A 20,996-nucleotide genomic window follows, 5' to 3' on the forward strand; every position below is an offset into this window, starting at 1 on the left:
TTATTTCCTACTTTCTCTTAAACATTTCCTGCAGGGCCAAGTCAATGATTTCATTAGCAACCTTGTCCCCGTCATGGAAGACCAGCCCGTTTCGCTGGTCGGTAAAGTCATCCATGATCACCCGGCAGTCTTGGGCCTTCAAGCCCTCAAAGTCATTTTTAACTGGCATCAGGTATTCGTCATAGTCTTCTGGGTGGAACTTGGTCATGTCGATCTTGGCCCCGTTGATCAAGGCCGTATCGATATAGTTGCCGCCCAGGTGCTGGTTGATGATCCGGACGTGGTCAGCATCGGTCAAGCCAACGGTTTCCCCGGCCTGGGTCATGATGTTGCAGACATAGATAGTTTCGGCCTTGGTCTGGCGCATGGCTTCGCCCACATTCGGGATCATCAAGTTGGGCAAGATGGAGGTAAAGAGCGACCCTGGCCCAAGCACGATCGCGTCGGCACCCATGATAGCATCGATCACGGCGTCAGGCGCCTTTGGCGTATCGTCAGCCGTCACCCAGACCCGCTTGATCTGCTTGTGCTGGCTGGTGATTTCAACTTCACCCTTGGCCTTTGACCCATCCATGAATTCGGCATTTAGGGTCAAGGGCTCGTTAGCTGATGGGTAAACGTGGCCATCCACCTTCATCATGGCCGACAGGGTCTGCACCGCGTCAAAAATGTTGCCCTGCATTTCACTCAAGGCCGCAATGATCAAGTTGCCGATAGCGTGGCCGGAGAAGAAGGCGTCTTTTGAATCAAAGCGGTATTGAAAAATCTTCTTCTCATCGTCTGGCAGTTCGCTTAAAGACACCAAGACGTTCCGGATATCACCAGGCGGCACCACGTTGATATAGTTGCGGATGACGCCGGAAGAGCCGCCGTCATCTGACACGGTAACGATCGCCGTAATTTCGGCATCCTGCTTTTTTAAGGCCTTTAAAATGACCGGCAAGCCCGTACCCCCGCCGATCACCACGACCCGGGGTCTTCTTCTCTTAATGACCCGAATAATCTTGTTTTCACTAAACATTCTGTTTCCTACTTTCTGAGATAACGGCTGATTTCTCTGTGCGTAATGTCCACAGGATACTTTTCAGAAAGGTCCCGGGCCAGCTGCTGGGCAATGGAGACTGACCGGTGCTGGCCGCCCGTGCAGCCAATGGCAATGGTCAACTTTTCCTTGCCTTCAGCGATGTAGCCAGGGATCGCCGTTAACAATAAGTCCAGTAATTTTTGGTAGAAAACCTTGGTCTCGGGCTTGTCCATCACGTAGTTGAAGACCCGCTTGTCAAGGCCGGTAAAAGGCCGCAGCTCTGGAATGTAAAAAGGATTTGGCAAAAAGCGCACGTCCATGACGATGTCGGCATCGATTGGCATCCCGTACTTAAAGCCAAAGGACATGACTTCAATGCCAAAGCTGGGCTTGGAGCTTTCACCAAACTTCTTTTGCAGCTTTTCCTTCAGTTCCTTAGGCTTCATCTTGGAGGTATCGATGATGTAGTTGGCCCGGTTCTTGACGCGGGCTAGATATTGCCGCTCCTCCTTGATCCCGTCCAAAAGGCGCCCATTTTGCCCCAAAGGTGGCAAGCGGCGGGTTTCCTTGTAGCGGGCCACCAGGGTGTCATCTGAGGCATCCAGGAAGACAACCGTCGCCTGGGTGTCGCCATTGTCCTCTAAGGAGTTGATCTCACTGATCAGGTCCTTGTAAAAGGACTTGACTCTGAGGTCGATGACCACGGCAACTTTTTCAAAGTCTTCTGAGTTGTTCATCAAATCCCAAAGGTTGACCAAGAGCTCTGGCGGCAGGTTGTCCACGACAAAGTAGCCGATGTCTTCCAGGGAGTGGGCAGCGACCGTCTTGCCGGCGCCGCTCATCCCCGTCAGGATCAACAGTTGTTTTTTATTTTTTTCGCCCATGCTTGTCATTTGTACCACCTTTTTAAGTCATTAAATTCTATCATACCGGGTGTTTCATCTTCTCGCAAGAATTTTACTTTAAAAAATCTCTTAAACCGTATACCGTTCGTCCTTGAAAACCGGTCAGGGTCTCGGCATGGGCCAAGGCGCTAAGGACGGACTCCTCAATCGTCTCAATCCCAGCTTCAAAAACGGGATCCAGTTGGCTGTCGGGCATGAAGGCAAAAGTCTGTATGCTTTTAGCATCATGGCTGACCTTTTGCGCCGTGGAAAAAGCCAGGGCGATGTCGCCGGACCCGTCGCCGATGTAAGAGCCGGTCCGCCCAAGGCCTACCGCGCTACGTCTAGCCAAGCGGCCCAGCTGCCGGCTGGACAGGGGCAGGTCGGTGGCAAGCACCATCACGATTGAACCCTGGTCTTTTTGGTAGCGGTCATAGAGCTGGTTGCCCTCTCGCTTGGCCCAGGCTAAGACGTTTTCTCTTAATTCTTCACCTAAGAGGCGGTTGCCAGCCCGCAGGCGGCCAAAGGCCCCAAAGTTGGTGCAAACCAGAGCCCCAATCTGGTACTTTTTCCCTTGGTAAGGCACTTGCCGTGAAGCTGAACCAATGCCGCCCTTAAAGCCTAAGCAGCGCATCCCGGTCCCGGCCCCGTAATTGCCCTCAGAAAAATCCTTGCCCTTCTCCGCAATCGCCAAGGCCTCTAGAGCGTCTTTCTCCGTGACCGCCATTTGCCGGATCGCGTTTAAGTCGCCGTCATTGCACTCCATGACCACCGGGTTGACCGTGCCGGTGGTCAGCCCAATCTCGGGATTACGGTCCAGCATGTACCGGGTCAAGGCCGTCCAGCAGGTCCCCACCGCCAAGGTGTTGGTCATCAAAATTGGCGTCTCTAGTGTTCCCAATTCAGCAACTTGGACCAAGCCAGTCGTCTTGCCGAAGCCGTTGATAACCTGGCCACTAGCCAGCAATTTTTCTTTAAAAAGATGCTCGGCTGGAATAATGGCGGTCACGCCGGTGTTAATGTCCCCCTTTTTCAAAGTTACCTGGCCCACCTTGACACCCGGCACATCGGTAATCTTGTTCTTGACCCCGACCTGGTAGCGGCGGGGCAGGTCTAGTTCTCCTTTTAAGCCCATTTTGTCTATAGCCCCCCTTTTTAGATCTCGGTCATAAACATCTTGGCAACCAGCAAGTCTTGAATGCGATCCGTCTGGTAACGGACGATCCGCTCGTCCACGGCTTCAGCGCCTGGGTAAAAAGCAGCCGCACGAGCCCGGCCAGCACTGGCAAAGCAGAATTCCACTGTATAGCTCTCTGGCAAGGGCCCTAGCTTGGCTGGCTTCAGCAAGGCGCGTTTGATCCCCTTTTTGATCCCATCATAGACATCTTCAGGGTGCTTGTTCCAAGTGGCGCTGCCTACGCCCTTCTTGGTCGCAAAGGTCACGATGCCGGGGCTGATTAGTTCGGCGCGTTTGCACATCCCGGCATCCCCTGACAAGAAGATGGACGGCACTCCGCAGTCAGCGGCGCAGAGGTAGTTGAAGGAATATTCTGATGCTAATTCTCCGTTCAGTTTCACCCAGGAATACCAGCCATGCTCCACCGTGTGGTCAAGCGGCGTTTCACTTGAACCAGCCGGTGAGTGGTAGCCGATATGGATGGCAAAGTCGTAGCTGTCATCGATTCCGGCCATCATTTCAGCCGGTGACGAGTCCCACCCCCGGATCAGCTCAATCCCACTCGGCAGGGTGGCTGGGTCCAGGTTCATCCCGTCTTCGTGGCCATCTTTGACCGTCACTTCATAGCCAGCTGCCTGACAGGCCTCAATCGCCGCAATCGTTTCTCGGGTCATTTCGGCCACAGCCAAGTCATAGCCTTTTTCCCCGTAGTGAGTTTCCGGCCAAGAGGTCACGCCGCTGCAGCCTTCTAGGTCGGTACTAATGTAAATCTTTTTTGCCATTTTTCTGCCTCATGAAAATAAAAAAATACTTGCTTTTCCTATTACCTTAAATTTTAGCATTAAAAAAAGCTGCTGAGTCTTTAACCTTAGGTTAAATCTCAGCAGCTAGCTATTACCGGTGCATGAAGGCCAGGGCAATTTCATTGACCCCGAAGATCATGAGGTAGATAGCAATTAAGTAAATTGTGCTCAGCCCTGCGATTTCCGGCCTAAACAAGAGCATGATCCCCAAAACCAGGCCCAAGATATTCAAGAGCAGGTTAAAGAAGAAGTACCAGCCTGTTTGGAAGAAGCGCAGGTGCCAAGAGAAGACAATCCCAATGATTGAGTCAACAATGAACCAGAGGGCCACGAAAATCGCAATCGTGTAAGCCCCAATCCGGTTGTTCCACAAGAAGAAAACCCCAATTAGGATGTCAAAAATCCCCGATAAGAGGGTCGTCCAAGATGGGCCAAAAAATCCGTGGAATGCGGCGAACATGGAGATCCAGGCAATCCCCTGCATGATGGCTAAAACGGCCAAGATGATGACCAAGCCTTTCAAGCCCTTGCCCGGGTGGGCAAAGAGGTAGATGCTCAGAATTACGGAAACCACACCGCCGATAAAGACGCCCCAGTCAAAGTTGCGTCTAGTGTTGTAGTTGGAATCAAACATAAAAATCAGTCCTTTCAAATTAATGAAAATCTAAGATCGTTACATTGCCTTCCGCTTTCATTTTACAATACTTCATGGAAAAGGGTTAGTTTCCCATAAGAAAATTTATTTTGCTTCTTTCTCGACTTGTTCTTCTTTTTCCATTTTGGCCATCGCCTGTTTGGTCAGCTTGACGTCCCGATCTAAAACCGGCTTTAGGTACTTGCCCGTCCAAGAGTCTGGGCAAGCAGCCACATCTTCAGGCGTTCCTTGGCAAACTAACTGGCCGCCCCGCTCGCCCCCTTCTGGGCCCAGGTCGATCAGCCAGTCAGCCGTCTTGATTACGTCTAGGTTGTGTTCAATCACCAAGACCGTGTTGCCCTGGTCCACCAGTCGGTCCAAAACGCCAATCAGGCGCTTGATGTCGTCGGTATGCAGACCCGTGGTTGGTTCGTCCAAGATGTAGAAGTTCTTGCCAGTCGACAATTTTTGGAGTTCACTAGCCAGCTTCATTCTTTGGGCTTCCCCACCGGACAGAGTCGTGGCAGGCTGGCCCAGTTTCACATAGCCTAAGCCCACGTCCACGATGGTTTGCAATTTGCGGTGGATCTTCGGGATGTTCTTGAAAAAGTCAGTTGCTTCACTAACCGTCATGTCCAAAACTTGGGCAATGTTCTTTTCCCGGTAAGTAACTTCCAGGGTTTCAGAATTGTAGCGCTGGCCATGGCAGACTTCACAAGGGACGTAAACGTCTGGCAGGAAGTTCATTTCAATCTTGAGGATCCCTTCGCCGTGGCAGGTTTCACAGCGCCCGCCCTTAACGTTAAAGGAGAATCTGGCCTTGGTGTAGCCCCGCATCTTAGCCTCGTTGGTTTGGGCAAACAGGGTCCGGATGTCGTCAAAGACGCTGGTATAAGTAGCCGGGTTGCTCCGCGGCGTTCTGCCGATTGGGCTTTGGTCAATATCAATGATTTTTTCAATGTTCTTCCAGCCAGTGATCCTGTCATACTTGCCCGGCTTTTGGGAGTTATGATTCAATTTTTGCGCCAAAGCCCGTTTTAAGATCTGGTTGACCAGGGTGGACTTGCCAGAGCCCGACACCCCGGTAACTACTGTTAACTTGCCGAGCGGGAAATCAACCGTCAAGTCTTTCAAGTTGTTTTCCTTGGCCCCAGTCACGGTAATCTTCTTGCCGTTTCCCTTGCGTCTAGTTAGCGGCACAGGAATAAACTTGTCGCCTCTAAGGTATTGGCCGGTCAAGGAGTTGGGATTGGCCATCACCTCTTCTGGAGTCCCGGCCGCCATGACCTCGCCGCCGAATTCCCCGGCACCTGGCCCCATATCGATCAGGTAGTCAGCCGCCTTCATGGTTTCATCATCGTGTTCAACCACGATCAAGGAGTTGCCGAGGTCCCGCATCTTCTTTAAAGATGCAATTAACCGGTCGTTGTCTCTTTGGTGAAGACCAATGGATGGTTCGTCCAAAACATACATGACTCCAGACAGGTTAGACCCAATCTGGGTTGCCAACCGAATTCTTTGGGCCTCGCCCCCTGACAAGGTCCCAGCTGACCGAGACAGGGTCAAGTAGTCCAGGCCCACGCTGACCAAGAAGGTCAAGCGGTCGCAAACTTCTTTTAAGATTGGCTTGGCAATCGCAGTTTCTTGTTCAGACAGCTTGGCCCCTTGGAAAAAGTTCAAGGCATCGCTGATCGGTTGGTCACTGGCGTCGGCAATGTTTTTGCCATTAAACTGTACGGCCAGAGCCTTTTCGTTCAAGCGCTTGCCGCGGCAGACCTCGCATGGCAGTTCCGTTAAGTACTTGGACATGGATTCCTGCATAAACTTGGACATTGGCTTGTTGTAGCGGCGCTCAACATTGTTCATGACCCCTTCATAAGGCCGCTTGGTGTCGGTAACTCCGAAATCGCCTTCTAAGTGGAAGGCGATTTCCTTGTCGCCGGACCCGTACAAAACCAAGTCTTTTTGCCGCTTGGTCAGCTTTTTAAAAGGCTTATCCATCGGAATCTTCAAGGCAGCGCAGGCTTGTTCCAGCATCCCCGTGTAGTACTTGGAGTTGGCCCACGGCGCCAAAGCCCCTTCTGCCAAGCTCTTATCTTTATCTGGAATGACCAGGTCTGGGTCAACCGTCAGCTTCATCCCCAAGCCATCGCAGGCTGGGCAGGCCCCAAATGGCGCGTTGAAGGAGAAGAGCCGCGGCTCCATTTCCCCCACCGTAAAGCCGCAAAGCGGACAAGCGTAGTATTCAGAAAAGCTGATCTTCTGGTCGCCAATTACGTCAACGTCCATGTAGCCTTCTGACAAGCGCAGGGCTGCTTCAACTGAGTCAAAAAGGCGAGAGCGAATGCCGTCTTTATTGACTAAGCGGTCAACGACGATTTCGATATCGTGGCGCTTGTTCTTCTCCAGTTGAATGTCTTCGCTGATATCGTGCATTTCACCATCCACAATCACCCGGACATAGCCGGCCCGCTTGATTCTGGCAAAAACTTCCTTGTGCTCGCCCCGCTTGGCCCGGATCACCGGCGACAGGACCTGCAGCTTAGACCTTTCCGGCAAAGACAGAATCCGCTCTACCATCTGGTCAACTGACTGCCGCTGGATCAGGGTCCCGTCGTTTGGGCAAATCGGGTGGCCTACTCTAGCCCAGAGCAAACGCAAGTAGTCGTTAATTTCTGTGACCGTCCCCACGGTTGAGCGGGGGTTATGAGAAGTGGTCTTTTGATCGATGGAAATAGCTGGATTTAAGCCATCAATAGAGTCAACGTCTGCCTTGTCCATTTGGCCCAAAAATTGCCGCGCATAGCTGGACAGGGATTCTACATAACGTCTGCGCCCTTCGGCATAAAGGGTGTCAAAGGCTAGAGAACTCTTGCCTGACCCTGACAAGCCAGTAATCACGACCAGCTGGTCCTTGGGAATGGTCACGTCGATATTTTTCAAGTTATGCTCGCGGGCACCCTTAATCACGATTTTTCTATCTGCCATTGAAATTCTTGCCTTTCTTCGTCTGCGGCTTTCTGACTGAGCCTTCTAGTTCAATGATTGCGTCGCGGAGGTTGGCAGCTGATTCAAAGTCCAGCTTCTTGGCAGCAGCCTCCATCTGCTCTCTTAAGTTGGCGATCATTTGCTGCTTTTGCTTGACGGTCAATTCGTCAAAGTTGAGGTCCGCAAAGCTCTTTTCATCTTCGGCCAGCTGGTCCTTGTCGCCCTTGACCACGCTGATCACGTCCCGAATTGGCTTAATGATGGTCTTCGGCACGACGCCGTGCTCTTCGTTAAACTTCATCTGGATGGCCCGGCGGCGGGTCGTTTCATCGATAGCGGCCTTCATGGAGTCGGTGATGTGGTCAGCGTACATGATAACTTCACCGTTGGCATTTCTGGCTGCCCGGCCCATGGTTTGCACTAATGGCCGGTAAGCCCGCAGGAAGCCTTCCTTGTCGGCATCCAAAATGGCTACTAAAGACACTTCTGGCACGTCGATCCCTTCTCTAAGCAGGTTGATCCCAATCAAAACGTCAAACTTGCCAAGGCGCAAGTCCCGAATGATCTGCATCCGCTCTAAGGTCTTGATGTCTGAGTGCAGATACCTGACCTTGATGCCGAGGTCTTTCAAGTAGTCGGTCAAGTCTTCCGCCATCTTCTTGGTCAAGGTGGTCACAAAGACCCGCTCATTGCGCTCAATCCGCAAGTTGATTTCCCCAACCAGGTCATCGATCTGCCCTTCGATTGGACGAACCTCAATTTTGGGATCCAAAAGCCCAGTCGGCCGAATCACCTGTTCCACGATCTTGCTGGTCCGGTTTAATTCATAGTCGCCTGGCGTGGCAGACACATAGATGATGTCGTTGACGTGCTGCTCAAATTCTTCCAGTTTCAATGGCCGGTTGTCCAAAGCGGATGGCAGGCGGAAACCGTAATCGATCAAAGTCTGCTTGCGGTTGCGGTCACCGTTGTACATGGCACGGATTTCTGGCATGGTGGCGTGGGATTCGTCGATCAAGAAGAGTGAGTCTTCTGGGAAGAAGTCTAAAAGGGTGTATGGCGGTTCGCCAGCCTTCCGGTTTTCCAGCTGCCGGGAATAGTTTTCGATCCCGTTGGTGTAGCCGACTTCTTCCATCATTTCCATGTCATAAGTGGTCCGCTGCTTGATTCTTTCGGCTTCCAGCAGCTTGCCCTCACTCTCAAACTTTTTCACCTGGTCAGCCATTTCCTGCTTGATCCGCTTGATGGCGCCGTCCAGCTGGTCCTGGTTGGTCATGAAGTGGGTGGCTGGAAACAAGGACACGCTCTCTCTTTCGCCCCGGATTTCCCCGGTTAAGGGATCAATCTCCACGATCCGGTCGATTTCATCCCCGAAAAATTCGATCCGGTAGGCCCGGTCTGAATAGCCGGCTGGGAAGACTTCTACAATGTCTCCGTGGACCCGGAAGCGGCCCCGCTGAAAGTCGATGTCGTTGCGGTCATATTGGATGTTAACTAGATCTCTAAGTAAGGTATTTCTTTCGTATTCTTGGCCCACATAGACGTTCAAAACGCTGGCTGCGTACTCCTTAGGCGAACCCAAGCCGTAGATGCAAGATACGGAGGCTACAACGATGACGTCGTTTCTGGACATCAAGGCACTGGTAGCCGCGTGCCGCAGCTGGTCGATTTCGTCGTTGATGGAAGCGTCTTTTTCAATATAGGTGTCTGATGAAGGCACGTAAGCTTCTGGCTGGTAGTAGTCATAGTAAGAGACAAAGTATTCCACGGCATTATTCGGGAAAAAGTCTTTGAACTCGTTATACAGCTGCCCAACCAAGGTCTTGTTGTGGGTGATGACCAAGGTTGGCTTGTTCATCTTGGCAATCACATTGGCCATGGTATAGGTCTTCCCGGTCCCCGTGGCCCCTTTTAAGATCTGCTCTTTCGTGCCAGCCTTAAAGTTAGCGACCAACTGGTCGATAGCCTGGCCCTGGTCGCCGGCTGGCTGGTATGGGGAAACCAGGTCAAAATGGTTGTTGTCTTGCCGCTTAATCACGCGCTTTTCCTCCTAACGCAGTATTTAACACTAATTCAGTCTCTCTATTCTACCACTTCGAACGTACATTCTAACAATAATCTGCTTATAAAAAAGTACTAAAAAAAGACCACCTACTGGTGATCTTTTCTAAACTATTCTCTTTTTACTTCAATAAACCCTGGCTTTGCAGGTAGTTGTAGGCTTCTTGGCCCGCAGTACTGCCTTCGCCAACCGCCGTTGAAACTTGGCGGAGGTCCTTTGGCCGCACGTCGCCGGCCGCAAAGATCCCTTCTTGCTTGGTGTGCATGTTTTCATCGGTTGGAATCCAGCCGTTTTCATCCAAGATGCCCAGGTCCTTAACTGCGTTAGTTACTGGCAAAAGGCCAACGTAGATGAAGACGCCCTTAGCTGGCAAGACCTTTTCTTCACCGGTTACCTTGTCCTTGTAGCGAACCCCAGTCACCTTGCCGTCTTCACCGACGATTTCTTCGGTTTGAGCGTTCCAGACAAAGTTGATCTTGTCGTTGGCAAAAGCCTTCTCCTGCAGTTCTGGCTTGGCCCGCAGTTGGTCCCGGCGGTGAATGATGGTCACGGTCTTGGCTGACCGGGTCAGGTAAAGCCCTTCTTGCACAGCAGAGTCGCCCCCGCCGATGACAGCCACGTCCTCATCTCTAAAGAAAGCAGCGTCGCAGACCGCGCAGTAGGAAACCCCATGCCCTGAATATTCATCTTCGCCAGTTACGCCCAAGTGCTTGTGCTCAGCCCCGGTCGTAATGATCACGGCTGGTGCCACGTACTCTTCACTGTCGGTAATGACATGCTTATACTTGCCATCAAGCTTGATGGCTTGTACGTCGCCGTATTCATAGCTGGCACCGGCATTTTGCACCGTTTGGTACATCTTTTCACCGAGTTCTGGCCCCTGAATTTCCACAAAGCCTGGGTAGTTGTCAATCCCAGCCGTGTTGTTCATTTGCCCGCCATAAATGCCGCGGTCAAGCAAAACAGTCTTCAGATTAGCCCGGGCCGCGTAAACTGCAGCGGCCATGCCGGCAGGACCGGCACCAATAATTACAACGTCAACTTCTTTAGCCATAAGCGGCCTCCTTTTGCTTACTTTTTATAAGCAATATCATACCTGATTTTTGAGAAAAAGCAAGCCACTTGCTTAAATTCGGATTTCTGGCCCCATTTCCCGGCTCATCATCAGCTTGATTTCGTCTTTGACATCAGAGCCTTCAAACAAAACGTTGTAAATCGCTGCTGAAATTGGCATGTCTAAAGAATACTTGTCGCAGATCTCGCGAACCGCCTTAACGGTCGTTACCCCTTCAACGACCTGGCCCATATTGGCCAAGACATCTTCCAGTTTTTGCCCCTGCCCCAGCTGGTAGCCGCAGCGCCAGTTTCGAGAGTTAACCGAGGTACAGGTAACGATCAAGTCGCCGATGCCGGACAAGCCGGAAAAAGTCCACGGCGCCCCGCCAAAGGCAATCCCTAACCGGGTCACTTCGGCTAGCCCCCGGGTCATCAGGGCCGCTTTAGCGTTGTCGCCGTAGCCTAAACCCGCCAAGATCCCGGCGGCAATGGCGATGACGTTTTTCACCGCTCCGCCAACCTGCACCCCAATTGGGTCATTGCTAGTATAAAAACGAACGTAATCGTTAGAAAAAATCCGCTGCAGTTTGGCCGCATTGTCCAAACTGGTGGAAGCCAGGGTAATGGCCGTCAGGTCCTTTTGGGCTAAATTTTCCGCATGGCTAGGACCCGACAAGACAACCATCTTGTCCATTTGGTCTGGATAGATTTCATCTTTAAAAATCTGGGTCACCAGCTTTTTGCTCCCTGGCTCAATCCCCTTGGTAGCACTGACCAAGAGCGGCTGCTCGCCGCTTTTGTCTAGCTCCTGTTTAACTAGTTTGGCCACAGAGCGAATGGCAGAAGTTGGGACAACAAACAGGATTACGTCGGTGTCCTTTAGCACCCAGGATAAATCTAGACTAGCCACCACTTTTTCATTGGCCCGCCAATCTTTTAAATAGTGGGCATTTGTGTGATGAGTGTTGATCTCGTCAACTACGCTTTGCCGGTGACCATATAGGGCTACCTCGCAGCCATTGTCAGCCAGCATTGAAGCCAAGGCGGTCCCCCAGGAACCGGCCCCTAAAACGGAAATTTTCGTCATAAGTGTTTACCTTTCGTATGGATATTTTAAACCGCTACCATCAAGATACCACTTTGGCTTGACTTTTACACGCCGGTAGACAAATAAAATAATGACCGCCACAAACAAAACTAGGCTCAAGGCTTGGGAGACGCGGATTGCGCCAAAGATATAGAGGCTGTCCGTCCGCATCCCTTCGACAAAAAAGCGCACGACCGCATACCAACCCAGATAAAACATGAAGACTTCTCCCTGCTTAAAGAGGTACTTTTTGTGCCGCAAGGACAAGATCAGGATCAAGCCGATCAAGTTGAAGAAGGATTCATATAAAAAAGTTGGCTGGTAGTAGTGGCCGTTAATGTACATCTGGTCGATGATGAACTTGGGCAGGTGCAGGCTTTGTAAAAAGGCCAGAGTCGTTTGGCTCCCGTGAGCTTCTTGGTTCATGAAGTTGCCCCAGCGGCCCAAGATCTGAGCCGCCATAACGCCTGGCGCCACCACGTCCAGCATCAAGAAGGGCGGCAGCATCCGCTTGTAGCAAAAGACAAACAAGACGATCGCCCCGGTAATGAGGCCGCCATAAATGGCGATCCCCCCGTTCCAGATGGCGATGATTTCACTGGGGTGCTGGGAGAAATAGCCCCATTCAAAAATCACGTAGTAGATTCTGGCCCCGATAAAGCCGAGCGGCACGCCCCACAAAAGCAGGTCGATGAAGTCATCGCTCATGATCTGCCGCCTTTGCCCTTCCTTGATGGCCATGTAGGTCGCCAACAAGATCCCGGCGGCGATGATAATCCCGTACCAGCGGACGTGAAAGGGTCCAAAACTAAAAGCAATTGGGTTCAGTGCTAAATTCACTAATCCTTGTCCCCCTCTTTTTCTTCTTCAGTATTTTCAGCGATCAGGCTGGTCAGGTTTTCGTCAAAAGTCTTTGCCGCATCAAAGCCCATGGCCTTGGCCCGGAAGTTCATGACGGCTACTTCAACGATATTTTCCATGTTCCGGCCGACCTTGACAGGGATGGTGACTTGCGGAACGGCAATCCCGCAAATGATCCGAGTATTTTCCTGAAAGCCTAGGCGGTCGTAGTTGGCCTTAGAGTCCCAGTTGGTCAGGTTGATAACCAAGGAAATTTCCGTTTCGTCCTTGATGGCCCCGATCCCAAACAGCTTCAAGACGTCAATGATCCCAATGCCGCGAATTTCCATCAGGTGCTTCAAGATCTTTGGGCTTTCGCCAACCACCGTTTCGTGATCTCTTTGGTAAACGTCCACCCGGTCGTCCGCGATCAAGCGGTGGCCGTGCTGGACTAAGGCAAGAGCCGTTTCTGACTTGCCGACGCCGGATTCGCCGGTCAAAAGGACCCCCATCCCGAAGACTTCTACCAAAACTCCGTGAACGCTGACGCGCTTAGCCAGCTTAGCGGCTAGGTACTGGTTGATCATGCTCATCAGGTAGGTAGTAGCATCGTTAGAAATCAAGATTGGCGTCTTACTTTCAGCCGCTGCCGCTTTTAATTCTTTTGGCACCGGCAGGTTGCGTGAAATCAAGACACATGGCGTTTCTGGTTCACAAATCTTATCAAATACCCGCTTGCGCATATCGCTGTCTAGGCGCGCTGCGTAAGAAATTTCCGTCCGGCCCAAGAGTTGAACCCGGTCGACGGGGTAGAAGTCAAAATATCCTGATAATTCTAGCCCTGGCCGGTAAATATCGGAAACCTTGATCTTCTTTTGGGATACATATTCTTCGCCCTGCAAGACGCGGATATTCGCATTGTCTTGCAAAAAATCAGCTAATTTAACTGCGTTGCTCATTTTTTCTCCGATCCTTTACTTAATCCTCTTGATCATCATCTTTAACATCCTTGGTCGTCACATTCCGGGCATGCTTGCGGCCGCTTGCCGGCTCTTGGCTATCAAAACCCTGGAAAAAGTCCTGGAAATTAGAAAAAGTCCCAGAACTTGGCAGGTCTTCATGATGCTTTTTGTAGTAAAAGCGGTAATAAAGCCACAGGCCCAAGGCAACGACAATCCCTACTGGCAAGAGTGCAATAAAGGCCTTAAAAAAGACCGACAGAATTGCCAAGATAACGATTGCCGCCAAGACGATCATGATAATGGTGATAAACGACATTTAAATTTTTTCTCCTAATTTTTAATCTGGATTTTCCTGGCTGAGCCGCCACTGCAGGTAAGCGTAGATAAAGGGATCCAGCTTGCCATCCATGACCCCGTTGACATCGGCTGTTTCATAATTGGTCCGGTGGTCCTTGACCATGCTGTAGGGGTGGAAGACGTAAGATCTAATCTGAGACCCCCAGGCAATGTCCAGCTGCTCGCCCTTTAAAGCGGCCTTTTCCTTACGCTTTTTCTCTTCTTCCAGGTGAAAGAGCTTGGCCCGCATTTCGTTCATGGCCGTGTCCCGGTTTTGGAACTGGGAACGCTGAGCCTGGGAAGTCGTCACGATCCCGGTTGGGATGTGGGTGATCCGGACGGCACTAGAGGTCTTGTTAATGTGCTGGCCACCCGCCCCGCTTGAGCGGTAAACGTCGATTCGCAGGTCTTTAGGGTCGATTTCAATGTTGATGAAATCGTCCACTTCTGGAATCACTTCGACTGAGGCAAAAGAAGTGTGCCGTCTTTTGGCCGAGTCAAAAGGCGAAATGCGTACCAGGCGGTGCACCCCGTGCTCTGACTTTAAGAGGCCATAGGCGTTTTTCCCGGAAATTCGGATGCTGGCACTCTTTAAGCCGGCTTCATCGCCAGGCTCAAAGTTGTTGACTTCAAACTTGAGGCCGTGGGCATCGCAGTAGCGCTGGTACATCCGCAAGAGCATGTTGCCCCAGTCCATGGCTTCCGTGCCGCCGGCACCTGGATGGATTTCCATCAGGGCATTATGGCCATCATATTCACCAGACAAAAGCAGGTTCAATTCGTATTGGTGGAAAGCCTCTTTCAGGTCCTCCAGCTCCTTTTCCGTGTCCGCCTGCAAATCTGGGTCTGGTTCCATTTTTAGCAGCTCTACGGCCGTTTCTTCGTCTTCTAGGGCCTTTTCCAGTTTTTGAAAGGAGTCCCGCTTTTCCTTTAAGACATTGTTTTCAGCGATCAGCTTTTGCGCGGCTTCTTGGTCATTCCAAAAGCCCGGCTCAGCCATCTTTTCTTCGTTGATGCCAATGCTTTCGCTAATGTTGTCGAAGTCAAAGAGACCCCCTAAAGTGGTTCAACCGGGTTCTAAGCTCGTCTAAGACTGATTGGATTTCACTGATTTCCATTATTGTGATCTTCTCTTTCTAGTTTTCTATTTTCGTAATTTTTTACTTTTTACTAAAACAACAATCAAAGCAATACTATCTTACTAACTAGTATTATAACCAAAAAAGAGAGGCAATTGCCTCTCTTTTAAAAAGTCTTATCTAGCCAAGTTTTGTCTAATTTGGGCCTTCATGAACAAACGAGTGGTATCGAATTCGATATCGCTGATCATTTCTTCAAACATGTTGTAGCCAGAGTCTTGGTATTCAACCAGTGGGTTCAATTGGCCGTAGCCTCTCAGGCCGATTGATTGCCGAAGTTGGTCCATGGCATCGATGTGGTTGGTCCAGTGTTCGTCAACCACCCGCAAGATAACCACCTTTTCAAATTCCAGCATTTGTTCTGGATCAGCCAAGGCTTCTTCTTTTTCCTGGTAGTTGTCTTCTACCAGGTCGTAGAGCTGCTTCTTCAAGCCTTCTGGGGTGAAGGTCTTGAAGTCGATCTTGCTATCAACGTAGTCTTCACTAGCCAGGCAGGAAACGATGAAGTCGCGCAAGGAGTCAAGACGCCAAGTTGACCGGTCCCCTTGGGTGAACATGTCCACTTGGTGGTCGATAGTCCGGTGGATCATTGGCATCAAGACTGACTTGAGAGACTTTTGTTCATCGATAACCTGCATCCGTTCCTTGTAGATGATTTCACGCTGAATCCGCATGACGTCGTCGTATTGCAGGGTTTGCTTACGAGTGTCGTAGTTGTTCCCTTCAACCCGCTTTTGGGCAGATTCAACCTGCCGAGTGATCAGGCGGCTTTCGATGACCTTGTCGTCATCGTTGTCTGACAAGCGGTCCAAGAAGTCCTTTACTCGGTCCCCGCCAAAGCGCTTCATCAAGTCGTCTTCAAGAGACAGGTAAAAACGGGTGTAGCCTGGGTCACCCTGCCGGCCGGAACGACCACGCAGCTGGTTGTCAATACGGCGAGATTCGTGTCTTTCAGTACCGATAACGGCCAAACCGCCTAATTCCTTAACGCCTGGCCCCAGCTTGATGTCGGTACCACGACCAGCCATGTTGGTAGCGATGGTTACGGCACCGCGCTGACCGGCGTTCATGATGATCGCTGCTTCTTTAGCGTGGTTCTTGGCGTTCAAAACCGCGTGAGGGATGTGTTCTTGGTCCAGCATGTGGCTGAGCCGTTCAGAAGATTCGATAGAAACCGTACCAACCAGGACTGGCTGCCCCTTGGCGTGCCGCTGCTTGATTTCTTCCACAACCGCCTTGAACTTGGAATCCAGAGTTGGGTAAAGCAGGTCAGGCATGTCTTGTCTAATGACTGGACGATTGGTTGGGATGGTGATGACTTCCATGTTATAGATTTCACGGAATTCTTCTTCTTCAGTCTTAGCCGTACCCGTCATCCCGGCCAGCTTCTTGTACATTCTGAAGTAGTTCTGGTAAGTGATGGTAGCTTGGGTTTGGGATTCTTCTTGAATCTTAACGCCTTCTTTGGCTTCAATGGCTTGGTGGAGACCATCTGAGTAGCGGCGGCCTTCCATGACACGGCCAGTGAAGGAGTCAACGATCATGACTTCGCCATCTTGAACCACGTAGTCAATGTCTTTGAGCATGATGTAGTTGGCCCGCAAGGCTTGGTCAATGTGGTGGACCAGCTTTTGGTTTTCGACGTCATAGAGGTTCTTCAAGCCGAAGTGGTCGCAGGCCTTTTGAATCCCGGTTCTAGTCAGGGAAATGGTCTTGGTTGGCCAGTCGATCTTGTAGTCGCCATGGTCTTCATCGTCATCAGCATCGTTGTCTGACTTGTCTTCAACCAGCTTCTTAACGAAGCGGTCAGCCCGGATGTAGTCAGCGTTGGCTTGTTCTGCTTCACCAGAAATGATCAAAGGCGTTCTGGCTTCGTCGATCAAGATGGAGTCAACTTCGTCGATGATCGCGTAGTTAAGCGGTCTTTGCACCATTTGTTCCTTGTAGACCACCATGTTGTCACGCAGGTAGTCAAAGCCAAGTTCGGAATTGGTGGAGTAAGTAACGTCACAAGCATAAGCTTCCCGCTTTTCTTCAGCGGACATGGTGGACACGTTCAAGCCAACCGTCAATCCCAGCCAGCGGTACAGCTGACCCATTTCGGTTTCGTCACGGCTTGATAGGTATTCGTTAACCGTAACAACGTGTACGCCCTTGCCAGTCAAAGCATTCAAGTAAACTGGCATAGTGGCCGTCAAGGTCTTACCTTCACCGGTCATCATTTCAGCGATGTTACCCTTGTGCAGGGCAATCCCACCCAAGATTTGCACGTGGAATGGGTACAAGCCCAAAACCCGCTTAGAGGCTTCCCGGGAAACCGCAAAGGCTTCAGGAAGCAAGTCATCCAAAGTTTCGCCCTTTTCTAAGCGAGAACGAAATTCTGGAGTCTTTGCTTGCAGCTGCTCGTCGGTCAAAGCAGCCATTTCATCGGCATGAGCTTCGACCTTGTCTGCAATTTTTTCAAAGCGTTTCAGTTCGCGCTTATCAGCGTTATACAATTTCTTTAAAATGTTTGCCATTTAATCGTCCTTATTTCTGATATTTAGTCTAGAATCACAGAATAATTTTAACATGTAAATGCGTAAATTTAAAATTTTCTACAAAATAAAAGGCATGATTTCTCATCATGCCCCTTATTTGACTAAAAATCAGTCTTTTTCGGTCTTAATTTACTAAGTCAAAATTATTCGTTAGTTTCGATCAAGCCGTAGCTGCCGTCATTACGACGGTAAACTACGCTAGTGCCGTTGGTTTCAGCATCTTGGAAGACGAAGAAGTCGTGTTCCAGCATGTCCATTTGCAAGATTGCTTCTTCTGGGTCCATTGGCTTCAAGTTAACGCGCTTGTTGCGGACAATCTTGAACATTGGAGCCTTTTCTTCCTTGGCTTCTGGAGCTTCTTCTGGAACAAAGAATTCGTCCAAGCCCTTTTCACGGCTCTTGCGGTTGACACGGGTCTTGTACTTTCTGATTTGACGTTCAAGCTTCTCTGAAACAAAGTCAATGCTGCGGTACATGTCATCCGTCGTTTCTTCAGCTCTCAAAACCAAGTATGGAAGTGGAATGGTTACTTCGACCTTAGCTGAGTGGTCACGGTATACCTTCAAATTAACGTGAGCGATCACGTCTTGGTTCAATTCAAAGTACTTTTCAAGCTTAGTCAAGCGCTTTTCAACGTAATCTCTTAAGGCTTCGGTTACTTCAATATTTTCGCCACGAACATTGTACTTTAACATAATAAGTATCTCCTTTCCCGCTTTCGCGGTTTCTTTCTACTCATATTATACCAAATCTGAAAGCGCTTTGTGAAAATATTTAGCGACTAATTGAAAAACTTTCGATTTCTACTTCAGGAAAAGCCGTCCAAATCATGTCGCGAGCATGGTAAAGCGTTCGGCCTGTGGTATAAATGTCATCCAAAAGAAGGATCTTGCCTGTTATTGTACCCCTAAATTCCGGATTTAAAAAGAAATTTTGCTTGGCCTGCATTCTGGCTTTTTTATTTTTTTCGCCCTGAGCCCCGCTGCCCGCTTTTTTCAGGAGCAGGGGCGTCAAGGGCACTAGGGGGTTAAAAATCTCCCAAATAGTATCGTAACCCCGCTTTTGCTGGTGGTCAGGGTTGGTGGGTACGGGCACATAGTAGTCAAATTGCAGCTTGACTAGGTCCTCTTTGGCTAGTTCGGACAAGAGCTGGCAAAGGATATAGTCACCGTAGCGCTTGTAGCTGACCATCAGGTCGTGAAAGGCTGCGTTATAGTCATAAGCAGCATGGTTGAGCAGAATCTTGCCCTGGTATGCCCTTTGCCATTTTTGACAGTCTTGGCAAATTTCGCTTTTTTCTTGTTCTCTGCCGCATTGGGGGCAGCGGGTGCCAGTCAGTCGGTGAAACTTTTGCCAGCAAGCCGGGCACATGGTGCTATTTTTTTCTTTTTTCGGGGAAAAAAGCGCTAAAAAGTCGATCTTCGGCATAAAGTCAGTATTGCACACTAAACACTTCATCGGTTCATCTCCTTGATCTGCTTGACGGCCTGCTGGATCTGCCGGGTGTAGTAGTGGTAGCAAAATAGCACCAGTCCCGTTTGGTCGTCCTTGTCTCGCCCGACCCGGCCGGCAATCTGGACTAGGCTGGAGGTTTGGTAGATCCGGTCGTCGGCAGCGACGATAATTACCCAGACATGCTTGAAGGTGACCCCGCGCTCTAAGATAGTCGTTGTGACCAGCAAGTCTAGCTTGCCCTCCCGAAAGGCTTGGACTTTTTCTAGCCGATCGGGGTCCTCAGCGTAGACGCCAGCCATTTTAAGCTCAGCCAGCCCTTTTTCTTTTTTCAATAAATCAAGGTAAATTGGAATCTCGCTGATTCTGGGCACAAAGACTAAAAGGGGGTGGCCGCTTTGGCAGGCCTGAACAATCCGCTTGACCAGCTTGGGATGGAGGCCCTTCTTGCCGATGAAGGGCCGGTAGTACTGGTCTAGTTTCGGGATCGGCAACAAGCCCCCGTGAAAGCGCCGCTTCAGCCTAATTTCGGCCAGCTGGCCCTTTTTAACAGCAATTTCCAGGTCCTTTGGCGGCGTCGCCGTGAGAAAAACGCGGCTGCCCGTCTTTTTGACGGCATTTTGGGCAGCAAAGTGGAGCTGGGGGCTGCCGGCAAAAGGAAAGGAATCAACCTCATCGATGATCAAGAGGTCAAAGGCCTGGTAGTACTTCATCAATTGGTGGGTGGTGCAGATGACCAGCTGCTCGCCGGCTGGCTCTTTCTCCATTTTGCCGTGGTAGCAGCCGACCATAATTTGGCCAAAAGCGGCTGACAGGCGCGGAAAGAGCTCATTAACGACGTCAATCCGCGGGGTGGCGATGGCTGCCCTCTTTCCTTGGCTAAAGGCTTCTGCCAAAAGGGGAAAAATCATCTCGGTCTTCCCCGCCCCGGTTACGGCATGAACCAGGCAGTCCTTTTTCTTGGCAAATTGTTCTAGCAAAAATTGGCTGACCTCGGCTTGAGCTGGCCGCAGCTGCCCGGTCCAGGTCATGCCCCTTTGCTTAGGGTAAGTGCCGCTAGCTGCTTGCCGAACCAGGTACTTGCCCTGGTCCAGCCGGCCCAGGCCCACGCACTCCCGGCAATAAAGTGCCCCACTTGGCAAGCGGGCGTAGCAGACGCTCCCGCAGCGCTGGCAGCAGCCCTTTTGAACAGCCGGAATTGCAGTTTGGCCTTGATTTGTGCTATGATCCAAGTTGTCAACCAACCACTGGCGACCAGCCTTGGATGAAATTGCTTCGTTCATGAAAAATCGCCTCCACTTATTATTACGCCAAAAAAGGAGATTTTCTTGTCAAAAGGTGCATATTTTTTAACAATTTTAACAGATGGCCAGCATGAGCTGGTAATTAAGAAAAGCCGCTTCATCGCAACCATGGCCCGGGTCAACAGCGAAGAAGAAGCCAAAGCCTTTATCGCTCAAACCAGCAAGAAGTACCATGACGCTACCCACAACACTTATGCCTACACGATCGGTGAAAACGACGAGCACGTCAAGGCCAGCGACAACGGCGAACCCTCTGGTACAGCCGGCATCCCCGAACTCAAGGCGCTCCAGCTGATGCAGCTGAAAAATGTCGCCGTCGTCGTCACCCGCTACTTTGGCGGGATCAAACTGGGCGCTGGAGGCTTGATCCGGGCTTATTCAAACAGCGTAACCGAAGCCGCTGAAGCCATCGGGGTGGTTAAAAGGGTCCTGCAGCAAGAGCTCCTCTTTACTATACCTTATAATCGCTATGATGAGGTCAACCACTTTTTAGAAGAAAAAGACATCTACGTAGCTGACCGGGAATACGCGGCCGAGATCACCATATCGGTTTACCTGGACTTAGACCAAGTAGACGACTTTAAGGCAGAATTGACCGACCTTTTGGCCGGCAAGGTCAAAATTATCAAGGGCGACCAGCGCTACAACGAAATTCCGGTTAAAAATCATCATTATCGCCAAGAAGACTAAAACAGAGACCATAAAGGT

General features: G+C 50.6%; 18 protein-coding genes. 1 reads left to right on the forward strand and 17 read right to left on the reverse strand.

Annotation, left to right across the window (positions count from 1 at the left end; translation table 11 throughout):
* Window positions 1-7: 7 nt before the first annotated feature.
* The 17 genes from FC20_RS00445 to FC20_RS00525 form a co-directional block, all read right to left on the reverse strand.
* Entirely contained in the window at window positions 8-1,021 is a 1,014-nt protein-coding gene (locus tag FC20_RS00445) for a gluconeogenesis factor YvcK family protein (protein ID WP_056945273.1), read from the reverse strand.
* 8 nt (window positions 1,022-1,029) lie between these two features.
* On the reverse strand, window positions 1,030-1,908 hold the full coding sequence (rapZ, locus tag FC20_RS00450; RefSeq protein ID WP_035172933.1) for an RNase adapter RapZ: 879 nt from the start codon (window positions 1,906-1,908) through the stop codon (window positions 1,030-1,032).
* 73 nt (window positions 1,909-1,981) lie between these two features.
* The gene (locus tag FC20_RS00455; RefSeq protein WP_008461697.1) at window positions 1,982-3,043 is read right to left on the reverse strand and encodes a DmpA family aminopeptidase; all 1,062 of its coding nucleotides are present in this window, start codon (window positions 3,041-3,043) and stop codon (window positions 1,982-1,984) included.
* A gap of 20 nt (window positions 3,044-3,063) precedes the next feature.
* Entirely contained in the window at window positions 3,064-3,867 is an 804-nt protein-coding gene (locus FC20_RS00460; RefSeq protein ID WP_056945274.1) for a M55 family metallopeptidase, read from the reverse strand.
* A gap of 112 nt (window positions 3,868-3,979) precedes the next feature.
* A complete protein-coding gene (locus FC20_RS00465; protein ID WP_008461690.1) occupies window positions 3,980-4,522 on the reverse strand; it encodes an HdeD family acid-resistance protein in 543 nt (180 codons plus the stop codon).
* Between the two features lie 105 nt (window positions 4,523-4,627).
* On the reverse strand, window positions 4,628-7,510 hold the full coding sequence (gene uvrA / locus FC20_RS00470; protein ID WP_008461688.1) for an excinuclease ABC subunit UvrA: 2,883 nt from the start codon (window positions 7,508-7,510) through the stop codon (window positions 4,628-4,630).
* Complete coding sequence (uvrB, locus tag FC20_RS00475; RefSeq protein WP_008461686.1) at window positions 7,500-9,548, reverse strand: excinuclease ABC subunit UvrB; 2,049 nt, start codon at window positions 9,546-9,548, stop codon at window positions 7,500-7,502. Before uvrB ends, uvrA begins: the two co-directional genes overlap by 11 nt.
* Before the next feature lie 145 nt (window positions 9,549-9,693).
* On the reverse strand, window positions 9,694-10,626 hold the full coding sequence (trxB, locus tag FC20_RS00480; RefSeq protein ID WP_008461684.1) for a thioredoxin-disulfide reductase: 933 nt from the start codon (window positions 10,624-10,626) through the stop codon (window positions 9,694-9,696).
* A gap of 72 nt (window positions 10,627-10,698) precedes the next feature.
* On the reverse strand, window positions 10,699-11,715 hold the full coding sequence (locus FC20_RS00485) for an NAD(P)H-dependent glycerol-3-phosphate dehydrogenase (protein ID WP_008461682.1): 1,017 nt from the start codon (window positions 11,713-11,715) through the stop codon (window positions 10,699-10,701).
* Window positions 11,716-11,721: 6 nt separating this feature from the next.
* On the reverse strand, window positions 11,722-12,555 hold the full coding sequence (gene lgt, locus FC20_RS00490; RefSeq protein ID WP_008461681.1) for a prolipoprotein diacylglyceryl transferase: 834 nt from the start codon (window positions 12,553-12,555) through the stop codon (window positions 11,722-11,724).
* Entirely contained in the window at window positions 12,555-13,514 is a 960-nt protein-coding gene (gene hprK / locus FC20_RS00495) for an HPr(Ser) kinase/phosphatase (protein WP_008461679.1), read from the reverse strand. The genes lgt and hprK overlap by 1 nt, the downstream gene beginning before the upstream one ends.
* A 19-nt stretch (window positions 13,515-13,533) precedes the next feature.
* Complete coding sequence (locus FC20_RS00500; RefSeq protein ID WP_008461677.1) at window positions 13,534-13,833, reverse strand: membrane protein; 300 nt, start codon at window positions 13,831-13,833, stop codon at window positions 13,534-13,536.
* A 21-nt stretch (window positions 13,834-13,854) separates the two neighbouring features.
* Window positions 13,855-14,971 (reverse strand): peptide chain release factor 2 gene (prfB, locus tag FC20_RS00505; RefSeq protein ID WP_169788887.1). Its coding sequence is split into 2 segments (ribosomal slippage): window positions 13,855-14,898 and window positions 14,900-14,971, totalling 1,116 coding nucleotides; the frame shifts between segments, so codons are not numbered across the junction.
* 137 nt (window positions 14,972-15,108) lie between these two features.
* Window positions 15,109-17,511, reverse strand: a complete 2,403-nt coding sequence (secA, locus tag FC20_RS00510) for a preprotein translocase subunit SecA (protein ID WP_008461674.1) — start codon at window positions 17,509-17,511, stop codon at window positions 15,109-15,111.
* A 164-nt stretch (window positions 17,512-17,675) separates the two neighbouring features.
* The gene (gene hpf, locus FC20_RS00515) at window positions 17,676-18,227 is read right to left on the reverse strand and encodes a ribosome hibernation-promoting factor, HPF/YfiA family (RefSeq protein WP_008461672.1); all 552 of its coding nucleotides are present in this window, start codon (window positions 18,225-18,227) and stop codon (window positions 17,676-17,678) included.
* Between the two features lie 79 nt (window positions 18,228-18,306).
* Window positions 18,307-18,990 (reverse strand): ComF family protein, encoded by a 684-nt coding sequence (locus FC20_RS00520; protein WP_008461671.1) that lies wholly within the window; start codon window positions 18,988-18,990, stop codon window positions 18,307-18,309.
* Window positions 18,987-20,267, reverse strand: coding sequence for a helicase-related protein (locus FC20_RS00525; RefSeq protein WP_008461669.1), 1,281 nt, complete (start codon window positions 20,265-20,267; stop codon window positions 18,987-18,989). The genes FC20_RS00520 and FC20_RS00525 overlap by 4 nt, the downstream gene beginning before the upstream one ends.
* Before the next feature lie 45 nt (window positions 20,268-20,312).
* Between FC20_RS00525 and FC20_RS00530 the strand changes: the two genes are divergently transcribed.
* Window positions 20,313-20,978 (forward strand): YigZ family protein, encoded by a 666-nt coding sequence (locus FC20_RS00530; protein ID WP_008461667.1) that lies wholly within the window; start codon window positions 20,313-20,315, stop codon window positions 20,976-20,978.
* The last annotated feature ends 18 nt before the right edge of the window (window positions 20,979-20,996 follow it).

It is taken from the genome of Lactobacillus equicursoris DSM 19284 = JCM 14600 = CIP 110162 (assembly GCF_001434815.1).
Taxonomy (GTDB): Bacteria; Bacillota; Bacilli; order Lactobacillales; family Lactobacillaceae; genus Lactobacillus; species Lactobacillus equicursoris.